Origin of the sequence: Erwinia sp. 198, assembly GCF_003937915.1 — a bacterium.
GTDB lineage: Bacteria > Pseudomonadota > Gammaproteobacteria > Enterobacterales > Enterobacteriaceae > Erwinia > Erwinia aeris.
This window is the reverse complement of the sequence record NZ_RHUM01000014.1, coordinates 133,060-141,802: the sequence shown is the minus strand read 5'-3', so window position 1 is coordinate 141,802 and position 8,743 is coordinate 133,060. Positions and strand designations below refer to the sequence as shown.

The window sequence follows — 8,743 nt, the reverse complement described above, 5'->3', positions numbered from 1 at the left end:
CAAGTGTAAAACGTCATAATGAATTTCATTATGTGTTCACTCTTAAGACTTGATATTTTTTTGCGTCCGGAGACGCTGATATCAATCCTGCGAGTGCCCACACAGATTGTCTGATAAATTGTTAAAGAGCGTTGCGGTAAGCGCCTTGGCGACTTACTGCGAGGTGGCGTATCTTACGCTTTCCTCCCTCAGAGTCAACCTCTTTTTCAGAAGTTTTTTCTCCGGCGGTTCAGCTTCCTGAACCTCCTGAGCCGCTGGCCCGTAAGCCGTTGTGCCGTCTCAGTGGTTGCGCATTATAGGGAGGCGCCGCGGAAAGGCAAGCGTAAAAATGAACTTTTTTATCGTTCGCTCTATTTTTGCTCGCAACGCTGCTTTTTAGCGCTTTTTGATGCGCGAAGGCAGGTCAGCAAGGCTATCTAACACCCAATCTGCTGCATTTTCGCCCTCTTCCGTTACCGGCTTGCCGCTGCGCACTAATACCTTTGTGCCTACACCTGCCGCTTTACCTGCCAGCAGGTCATCAATTTTGTCGCCTACTATATAAGAAGCCGCCATATCGATATCCAGCTCTTTTTGGGCAGAGAGCAGCATGCCCGGCTGCGGCTTACGGCAGTCACATTCCTGACGATACTCTTCTACTACGCCTTCCGGATGGTGAGGACAATAATAGATGCCGTCCAGATCGACTTCGCGATCGGCCAGCGACCAGTCCATCCACTCCGTTAACTGCATAAAGGTATCTTCCGTAAAGAGGCCGCGAGCGATACCGGACTGGTTGGTGACCACCACCAGCGCGAAACCCATTTTTTTCAGTTCCTGCATCGCTTCGATAACGCCGTCGATAAACTGAAAGTTGTCGATCTCATGGACATAGCCGCGATCGATATTCATGGTACCGTCACGGTCAAGAAATATTGCGGGGACTTTGTTCGTCACGTGGAAACTCCTGCTACTAATGTTAAGGCAGAGTATCGCACGTTTGTATCCGCAGAGAGAATGCCCCTTAAGCGCGCATTGATTGATTCAGACGTCTGGATGCCTTACCATCCACTCGCAGCTCTCTGCAGGAAAGTGCAGACGAATATTTGCCACGGCCCACTCTATTACGATAATAAAATGATAAAACTTCAAAATATCAGCAAAGTGTTCCGACAGGGCACCCGCACTATTACCGCGCTGGCGGATGTCAGCCTGGAAGTGCCCGCCGGACAAATTTATGGCGTAATCGGCTCGTCCGGCGCCGGGAAAAGCACGCTTATCCGCTGCGTGAATCTGCTTGAGCGTCCTACCTCAGGCACCGTGTTAGTGGATAGCCAGGATTTAACCGCCTTTTCAGAAAGCCAGCTGACTCAGGCACGCCGCCAAATCGGCATGATCTTCCAGCACTTTAACCTGCTGAACTCCCGTACCGTTGCGGGCAATGTCGCGCTGCCGCTGGAGTTGGGCAAGCTTTCCCGCAGCGAGATCGACTCGCGGGTTAACGAGCTGCTGGAACTGGTTGGCCTGGCGGATAAAAAGGATGCATGGCCCGCCAATCTTTCCGGCGGGCAGAAGCAGCGCGTCGCTATCGCCCGCGCGCTGGCCACCAATCCTAAAGTACTGCTGTGCGACGAAGCCACCAGCGCCCTCGACCCTGCGACGACCAGAGCGATTCTGGAACTACTGAAAGATATCAACCGTCGCCTGGGGATCACTATTCTGCTAATCACCCATGAAATGGACGTGGTGAAACGCATTTGCGATCGCGTCGCCGTGATTAGCAACGGCAAGCTGATTGAGCAGGACACGGTCAGCGAAGTCTTTTCTCATCCCAAGACGCCGCTGGCGCAGCAGTTTATTCAGTCCACGCTGCATCTGGATATTCCGGAGGATTATGCTGCGCGGCTGTCGGCAACGGCGAAACCGGAAAGCGTACCTTTATTACGCCTGGAATTTACCGGCCAGTCCGTAGATGCTCCGCTGCTGTCGGAAGCAGCCCGCCGTTTTAACGTTAACAACAACATTATCAGCGCGCAGATGGATTACGCAGGCGGCGTTAAGTTCGGCATTATGCTGGCGGAAATGCACGGCGCGGCTGCTGATACGCAGACGGCGATCGCTTTTCTGCAGGAACACCATGTAAAGGTAGAGGTATTAGGTTATGTCTGAGGCAATGATTCTGCTGCTCTGCCGTGGCGTATGGGAAACGCTGGTCATGACTTTTGTTTCCGGTTTCTTTGGCTTCGTGCTTGGCCTGCCGCTTGGCGTGCTGCTGTACGTCACGCGTCCGGGCCAGATTATCGAAAATCGCGGGCTGTATCGCTTTTTATCCGCGCTGGTGAATATTTTCCGCGCCATTCCTTTTATTATCCTGCTGGTCTGGATGATCCCGTTTACCCGCATGATCGTCGGCACCTCGATTGGCTTACAGGCGGCTATCGTGCCGTTAACCATCGGCGCCGCGCCTTTTATCGCGCGAATGGTAGAGAACACGCTGCTGGAGCTGCCGCATGGCCTGATTGAGGCCTCGCGGGCGATGGGCGCGACGCCGTTGCAGATCGTGAAAAAGGTCCTGTTGCCGGAAGCCCTTCCCGGCCTGATTAATGCGGCGACCATTACGCTTATCACCCTGGTCGGCTATTCGGCCATGGGCGGCGCCGTCGGCGCGGGCGGTCTGGGACAAATCGGTATTCAGTATGGCTATATCGGCTACAACGCCACCGTAATGAATACCGTGCTGGTGCTGTTAGTGGTTCTGGTTTATTTGATTCAGTTCTGTGGCGACCGCATTGTTCGTGCTGTCACCCACAAGTAAAAACGCTTCTTACAGATTAAGGAAAGGATATGTTTAATTTTAAAACGATTGCCGCTGTGGGTGCGCTGATTGGTTCTCTGGCACTGGTCGGGTGCGATCAGAAAGAGAAGGATCCTAATCATATTAAGGTCGGCGTGATTGTAGGTTCGGAGCAGCAGGTTGCCGAAGTCGCCAAAAAGGTCGCTAAAGATAAATATGGTCTGGATGTAGAGCTGGTCACCTTTAACGATTATGTCCTGCCGAACGAAGCCCTGAGCAAGGGCGATATCGACGTTAACGCTTTCCAGCACAAGCCTTACCTGGATCAGCAGATCAAAGATCGCAACTATAAACTGGTGCCAGTTGGCAGCACCTTCGTTTATCCAATTGCGGGCTACTCGAAAAAGATCAAGTCGCTGGATGAGCTGCAGAATGGCGCGCAGGTTGCCATTCCGAACGATCCGACTAATCTGGGCCGCTCGCTGCTGCTGCTGCAGAAAATAGGCCTGATTAAGCTGAAAGACGGCATTGGCCTGCTGCCGACCGTGCTGGACGTGGTAGAAAACCCGAAAAACATTAAGCTGGTCGAGCTGGAAGCGCCGCAGCTGCCACGGTCGCTGGACGATCAGCAAATTGCGCTGGCGGTGATTAACACTACCTATGCCAGCCAGATCAACCTGACGCCGGCCAAAGACGGCATCTTTGTTGAGGATAAAGATTCTCCTTACGTGAACCTGATCGTGGCGCGTGAAGATAATAAAGATGCTGAAAACGTGAAGAAATTCGTTAAAGCCTATCAGTCCGACGAAGTCAGCGAAGCGGCAAACAAGATTTTCAACGGCGGCGCGGTGAAAGGCTGGTAATTCCTTTCAGTACCGGCCTGTGGCGTCGGTTACATGGCCACCACCTCAACAAAGCGGGCATTAGCCCGCTTTGTTCATTTATGCGCGCTTGTTATTTGCCGCCGGGCTTGCTTCAATAACGCCTCTTTTACCGACAATGAGGATGTTCCCATGCGTGTTGTACCGCTCTGTTTGTTAGCCCTTTCGCTGACAGGGTGTTCATTGCTGCATAAGCCTTATAAGCCCGTAGAGCCTTTTAAGCAGCCTGCACAAACTGAGCCAGTCAGGAGCAAACCCGCGCCGCGTCCCGCGCCGGTAAAACTTTACAGCGACGCCAGCGATCTGGTCAGCAAGCCTTTCCGCGATCTGGGCGAAGTCTATGGCGAAGATTGCCAGAGCAGCAGACAAAGCTCGCCGCCGACTATCGCCACCGCCCGTAAAAGAATGCAGATCCGCGCCTCGGCAATGAAAGCCAATGCGGTGCTGCTGCACAAGTGTGAAATCGTCACCAATTCCCAGGGCTGCTACCGCCAGGCGGTGTGCCAGGGTTCCGCCCTGAAAGTCAGCGGCCAATGAGTTTTACCTTCCAGCCAATCGGTACTATCCATTCGCCGTGGAAAGAGAAGTTCGCGGTTCCGCGTCAGCCAGGCCTGATTCAGGACGGCGGTGGCGAGCTGCGGCTGCTGTCGCCCTATAATCAGCCGGAAGCGGTGCGCGGGCTGGAAGCGTTCAGCCATCTGTGGCTGCTGTTTGTGTTTCACCAGACGATGGCAGGCGGCTGGCGGCCCACCGTTCGCCCTCCCCGGCTGGGCGGCAATGCGCGAATGGGCGTCTTCGCCACCCGATCCACCTTTCGTCCCAACCCTATCGGCATGTCGCTGGTAGAGCTGAAGGGCATCCGCACAGGAAAAGGCGAGGTTGTGCTGGAACTGGGCAGTCTGGATCTGGTTGACGGCACGCCGATAGTGGATATCAAGCCCTACCTGCCCTTCGCCGAGTCGATCCCTGCCGCACGCGCAGGCTTCGCGCAGGAAGCGCCGGAAGCCTCCATGCCGGTAGCGTTTTCGCCGCAGGCCGTCCAGCAGATAGCGCAGCACGGCGCGCGCTATCCGCACCTGCAGCGTTTTATAGCCGAAGTGCTGGCCCAGGATCCGCGTCCGGCCTACCGCAAAGGCGAAGAGCCGGAACGGGAATATGCCGCCTGGCTGCTGGATTTCAACGTGCGCTGGCGCGTCGACGTCTCCGGCACGCTGGTGACCGCCGTAGAGCATCGTTAATTTATCTTCTGTCTCTTTTGAGTCTCTGACCACGCTGGTACACTAGCCGCCAGCAATTATTTAGCCTGGCTTAATGTAGCTTTCTGCTCAACTGGAATCGTAACTCATGCGTACTACTCAATACCTGCTCTCCACCCAGAAGGAGACGCCTGCCGACGCTGAAGTGATCAGCCACCAGCTGATGCTGCGCGCCGGAATGATCCGCAAACTGGCTTCCGGGTTGTATACCTGGCTGCCAACCGGTCTGCGCGTTCTGAAAAAAGTCGAAAACATCGTGCGTGAGGAGATGAACAACGCCGGTGCTATCGAAATCTCTATGCCGGTCGTGCAGCCCGCCGATCTGTGGCAGGAAAGCGGACGCTGGGAGCAGTACGGACCGGAGCTGCTGCGCCTGGTCGATCGTGGCGACCGTCCTTTTGTGCTGGGTCCGACGCACGAGGAAGTGATCACCGATCTGATCCGCAACGAGCTGAGCTCTTATAAGCAGCTGCCGCTGAATCTTTTCCAGATCCAGACCAAGTTCCGCGATGAGGTACGCCCTCGCTTTGGCGTAATGCGCTCGCGCGAGTTCATCATGAAGGATGCCTACTCGTTCCATACTTCGCAGGAATCGTTGCAGGCGACCTACGATGATATGTATCGCGCCTACAGCCAGAGCTTTGCGCGCATGGGCCTGGATTTCCGTGCCGTGCAGGCCGATACCGGCTCCATCGGCGGCAGCGCCTCGCATGAGTTTCAGGTGCTGGCCGAGAGCGGCGAAGACGATATCGTGTTCTCCACCGGCTCCGACTACGCGGCGAATATCGAACTGGCCGAGGCCGTTGCGCCAGCCGGCAGCCGTGCAGACGCCACCCAGCCAATGGTGGAAATCGACACGCCGAACGCGAAAACCATCGCGGCGCTGGTTGAACAGCATAAGCTGCCGATTGAGAAGACCGTGAAGACGCTGCTGGTACAGGCGACCAAAGAGAGCGGTCATTCGCTGGTTGCGCTGATCGTGCGCGGCGATCATGAGCTTAACGAAATCAAAGCCGAAAAAATTGATATCGTCGCCGCGCCGCTGACCTTTGCAAGCGAGGAGGATATTCGCGCGGCAACGGGCGCAGGCCCTGGCTCTCTTGGCCCTGTTGGCCTGACGCTGCCAATCGTGGTTGACCGCACCGTCGCGATGATGAGCGATTTCTGCGCCGGCGCGAACCAGGACGGCAAGCACCTGACCGGCATCAACTGGCAGCGCGATCTGCCGCTGCCGCGCGTGGCCGATCTGCGCAACGTGGTCGAAGGCGACGCCAGCCCGGATGGAAAAGGCACGCTGCTGATCAAGCGCGGCATCGAAGTTGGTCATATCTTCCAGCTCGGCACCAAGTATTCCGAAGCGATGAAAGCCTCCGTGCAGGGTGAAGACGGTCGCAATCAGGTGCTGACGATGGGCTGTTATGGTATCGGCATCACGCGTATCGTGGCTGCCGCTATTGAGCAGAACCATGACGAGCGCGGCATTATCTGGCCTGCGGCGCTGGCACCGTTCCAGGTGGCTATTCTGCCGATGAATATGCACAAATCCTTCCGCGTGAAGGAGCTGGCGGAAGAGCTGTACGGTCAGCTGCGCGCTAAAGGCATCGACGTGATCCTTGACGATCGCAAAGAGCGTCCCGGCGTGATGTTTGCCGATATGGAACTGATTGGCGTGCCGCACACCGTCGTCATCGGTGACCGTAATCTCGACAGCGAGGAAGTGGAGTACAAATCCCGCCGCGCGGGCGAGAAGCAGATGATTAAAACAGGCGAAATCCTGGATTTCCTGCTGGCCGAAATCAACAAGTAGTCGACAGGCGGCGGGCGTTCTGTCCGCCGCTTCAGCTGCCCGTTTCTACCGGCGCCAGCCGATAGTTCAGCGTGGTCGATATTGCCTCGCCGCTCGCGTCCGTCATCTCCAGCCCGCTGTCGCGCGGCCGAAAATAGCGCTTCTCTCCCTGATCCGATACCAGCACCAGTTTTTCCGCCGTGCGCGACCAGTGGCCCTGCTGCTGATTTTCAACGTGTTCGGCGGTCAGGTAGCGCTCCTGCAAACGGTAGCGTCCGCCCTGTTCTAAAGAGAGCGTAAGCTGGATGCCTTCACAGTCGGCGCAGGGAATAACGCCGCGATAGTTCTGCACCTGTGCCTCACGCGGCTTTACCGTGGCCGCCGCATCGTAGTTCTGACAGCCCATCAGCGGGCCAAAGAACAGCGATATCATCAGAACAATCAGAACCTTTTTCACTTTCCCTCCTCTGTCATACGATCAGTCAGGCACGCGTCGCATTTTGCCGCGCAGCGATTTGGTGGTGGCTTTGCGCGCCTTACCCTCCAGCCGTCGCTTTTTAGACGCCAGCGTAGGCCGCGTGGCCCGCCTTGTTTTTTCGACTACCGTCAGTTCCTGAATCAGGTTTTCCAGCCTTTTCAGCGCCGCTTCGCGATTCATCTCCTGGCTGCGATACTCCTGCGCCTTGATAATCACTATCCCTTCCGGCGTAATCAGATGGTGACTGGCCGCCAGCAGCCGCTCTTTATAAAACTCCGGCAGGCTGGAGGCGCGAATATCAAAACGTAAATGGATCGCCGTAGAGCTTTTATTCACGTTCTGGCCGCCGTTCCCCTGCGCTCTGATAGCGGTTAATTCCAGCTCGCTATCGGGAATGGTCGCGTGGCGTGACAGGACGATCATGCCGGTTTACCGTCGAGCAGCCAGTCGGTAAAGCGCAGTTCCAGATGCTGCTGCTCGTCCGAGAGCCAGATGGTGCCGTCCTGAATGGTCGCCTGTAGCGTCATGGAGCGTGAGGCAAGCTGCGTCAGCGCCTTCAGCTGCTCATCATCCAGGAAACGCACGGTCAGGTTCGCCTGCTGAAGCTTGCTCTGGTTTTGCTGCCACCAAATCTGCGCGGCGCGGGCGTTATAAGTATACAAGTATACGCGGGCTGCGCGATTGCACGCTTTTTTTAGCCGCCGCTCGTCCGGCAGCCCCAGCTCTATCCAGACCTCAATGCCGTTATGATCGTTCATCAGCCAGATTTCCGGCTCGTCTTCCGCGCTCAGGCCGCGCGTAAAGGTCAGTCTTTCATGCGCGTTAACCAGCCACGCCAGCAGGCGCAGCATCAGCCTTTCTTCCGTTTCGGAAGGATGTCGGGCCAGCGTCAGCACGCTGTCCAGAAACACGTTTTTGTCCATATCGGCCACGTTGACGGTGGCTTTATAAATTGTCGCTTTAAGTGCCATGGTATTCCTTATAGTCGTTGTCGGGCATTGTAACCCGTGCGGCCAGCAAATCACGCTCCGCCTGGCTGATTTCCCGTGAAATCCTGTGTTATAGTCGTCAGGTCGCCAGAGAAAATTCTTGAGGTGCATGTGCAAAAGTATTGTGAATTAGTTCGTCGTAAATATGCTGAAATTGGCAGCGGCGATCTGGGATACGTGCCGGACGCGATAGCTTGCGTTTTAAAAGCACTGAATGAGGTAGCCGCAAATCCTGAGCTACACTCTTCAATCAGGGAACAGGCAGCTTTTGCTGCTGCTAACTTATTGGTGAGCGATTATGTTGACGAATGAATACCAACCGATCAACTGCGATGATTACGACAATCTGGAACTTGCCTGCCAGAAACAGCTGACGCTGACGCTGGCGCTGAAGGACGGCGAGCAGTTGAAGGCAAAGGCCATAGATATGCTGTTGCGCAAGAAGGTGGAATACCTGGTCGTCGATCTCTCAGGCGAGATCCGCGAGCTGCGTCTGGATCATATCGCCAGTTTCAGCCACCCTGAGCTGGGTACCGTCGTGGTCAGCGAGTCTGACTAACCCCCAATCGGGCGGAAGCTA

Annotated in this window: 12 protein-coding genes; 8 read left to right on the top strand and 4 right to left on the bottom strand. The window is 55.8% G+C overall.

Annotated elements, in window-relative coordinates:
• Window positions 1–375: 375 nt before the first annotated feature.
• Window positions 376–936 carry a D-glycero-beta-D-manno-heptose 1,7-bisphosphate 7-phosphatase gene (gmhB, locus tag EGK14_RS18410; RefSeq protein WP_125290542.1) on the bottom strand — a complete coding sequence of 187 codons (561 nt, stop codon included), beginning with the start codon at window positions 934–936 and terminating at the stop codon, window positions 376–378.
• Window positions 937–1,116: 180 nt separating this feature from the next.
• Between gmhB and metN the strand changes: the two genes are divergently transcribed.
• From metN to proS, 6 genes are all read left to right on the top strand, one after another.
• Window positions 1,117–2,148 (top strand): methionine ABC transporter ATP-binding protein MetN, encoded by a 1,032-nt coding sequence (gene metN, locus EGK14_RS18405; protein ID WP_125290541.1) that lies wholly within the window; start codon window positions 1,117–1,119, stop codon window positions 2,146–2,148.
• Entirely contained in the window at window positions 2,141–2,794 is a 654-nt protein-coding gene (locus tag EGK14_RS18400; protein ID WP_125290540.1) for a methionine ABC transporter permease MetI, read from the top strand. The genes metN and EGK14_RS18400 overlap by 8 nt, the downstream gene beginning before the upstream one ends.
• A gap of 29 nt (window positions 2,795–2,823) precedes the next feature.
• Window positions 2,824–3,636 carry a MetQ/NlpA family lipoprotein gene (locus tag EGK14_RS18395; protein WP_125290539.1) on the top strand — a complete coding sequence of 271 codons (813 nt, stop codon included), beginning with the start codon at window positions 2,824–2,826 and terminating at the stop codon, window positions 3,634–3,636.
• A gap of 150 nt (window positions 3,637–3,786) precedes the next feature.
• A complete protein-coding gene (gene rcsF / locus EGK14_RS18390) occupies window positions 3,787–4,191 on the top strand; it encodes an Rcs stress response system protein RcsF (protein ID WP_125290538.1) in 405 nt (134 codons plus the stop codon).
• Window positions 4,188–4,892 carry a tRNA (N6-threonylcarbamoyladenosine(37)-N6)-methyltransferase TrmO gene (tsaA, locus tag EGK14_RS18385; protein ID WP_125290537.1) on the top strand — a complete coding sequence of 235 codons (705 nt, stop codon included), beginning with the start codon at window positions 4,188–4,190 and terminating at the stop codon, window positions 4,890–4,892. Before rcsF ends, tsaA begins: the two co-directional genes overlap by 4 nt.
• Window positions 4,893–4,998: 106 nt before the next feature.
• Window positions 4,999–6,717: a proline--tRNA ligase gene (proS, locus tag EGK14_RS18380; protein ID WP_125290536.1), complete on the top strand. Its 1,719-nt coding sequence runs from the start codon at window positions 4,999–5,001 to the stop codon at window positions 6,715–6,717.
• A gap of 31 nt (window positions 6,718–6,748) precedes the next feature.
• On the opposite strand, the gene EGK14_RS18375 is transcribed toward proS, so the two are convergent.
• The 3 genes from EGK14_RS18375 to EGK14_RS18365 are packed head-to-tail and all read right to left on the bottom strand — an operon-like array spanning window position 6,749 to window position 8,145.
• Entirely contained in the window at window positions 6,749–7,153 is a 405-nt protein-coding gene (locus EGK14_RS18375; protein WP_125290535.1) for a copper resistance protein NlpE N-terminal domain-containing protein, read from the bottom strand.
• A 21-nt stretch (window positions 7,154–7,174) separates the two neighbouring features.
• Window positions 7,175–7,597: an alternative ribosome rescue aminoacyl-tRNA hydrolase ArfB gene (arfB, locus tag EGK14_RS18370; protein ID WP_125290534.1), complete on the bottom strand. Its 423-nt coding sequence runs from the start codon at window positions 7,595–7,597 to the stop codon at window positions 7,175–7,177.
• A complete protein-coding gene (locus EGK14_RS18365; RefSeq protein ID WP_125290533.1) occupies window positions 7,594–8,145 on the bottom strand; it encodes a YaeQ family protein in 552 nt (183 codons plus the stop codon). The genes arfB and EGK14_RS18365 overlap by 4 nt, the downstream gene beginning before the upstream one ends.
• A 129-nt stretch (window positions 8,146–8,274) precedes the next feature.
• Here EGK14_RS18365 and EGK14_RS18360 point away from each other — a divergent pair, with 129 nt between their 5' ends.
• Both EGK14_RS18360 and rof read left to right on the top strand, forming a co-directional pair.
• A complete protein-coding gene (locus EGK14_RS18360) occupies window positions 8,275–8,475 on the top strand; it encodes a YaeP family protein (RefSeq protein ID WP_125290532.1) in 201 nt (66 codons plus the stop codon).
• Window positions 8,462–8,722 (top strand): Rho-binding antiterminator, encoded by a 261-nt coding sequence (rof, locus tag EGK14_RS18355; protein WP_125290531.1) that lies wholly within the window; start codon window positions 8,462–8,464, stop codon window positions 8,720–8,722. The genes EGK14_RS18360 and rof overlap by 14 nt, the downstream gene beginning before the upstream one ends.
• Window positions 8,723–8,743 lie beyond the last annotated feature (21 nt).

What these genes read in the sequence shown, in the direction of transcription:
- metN (WP_125290541.1), top strand. Translation starts at nt 1,117, where the DNA reads ATGATAAAACTTCAAAATATCAGCAAAGTGTTCCGACAGGGCACCCGC.
- EGK14_RS18400 (WP_125290540.1), top strand. Translation starts at nt 2,141, where the DNA reads ATGTCTGAGGCAATGATTCTGCTGCTCTGCCGTGGCGTATGGGAAACG.
- EGK14_RS18395 (WP_125290539.1), top strand. Translation starts at nt 2,824, where the DNA reads ATGTTTAATTTTAAAACGATTGCCGCTGTGGGTGCGCTGATTGGTTCT.
- rcsF (WP_125290538.1), top strand. Translation starts at nt 3,787, where the DNA reads ATGCGTGTTGTACCGCTCTGTTTGTTAGCCCTTTCGCTGACAGGGTGT.
- tsaA (WP_125290537.1), top strand. Translation starts at nt 4,188, where the DNA reads ATGAGTTTTACCTTCCAGCCAATCGGTACTATCCATTCGCCGTGGAAA.
- proS (WP_125290536.1), top strand. Translation starts at nt 4,999, where the DNA reads ATGCGTACTACTCAATACCTGCTCTCCACCCAGAAGGAGACGCCTGCC.
- arfB (WP_125290534.1), bottom strand. Translation starts at nt 7,597, where the DNA reads ATGATCGTCCTGTCACGCCACGCGACCATTCCCGATAGCGAGCTGGAA.
- EGK14_RS18365 (WP_125290533.1), bottom strand. Translation starts at nt 8,145, where the DNA reads ATGGCACTTAAAGCGACAATTTATAAAGCCACCGTCAACGTGGCCGAT.
- rof (WP_125290531.1), top strand. Translation starts at nt 8,462, where the DNA reads ATGTTGACGAATGAATACCAACCGATCAACTGCGATGATTACGACAAT.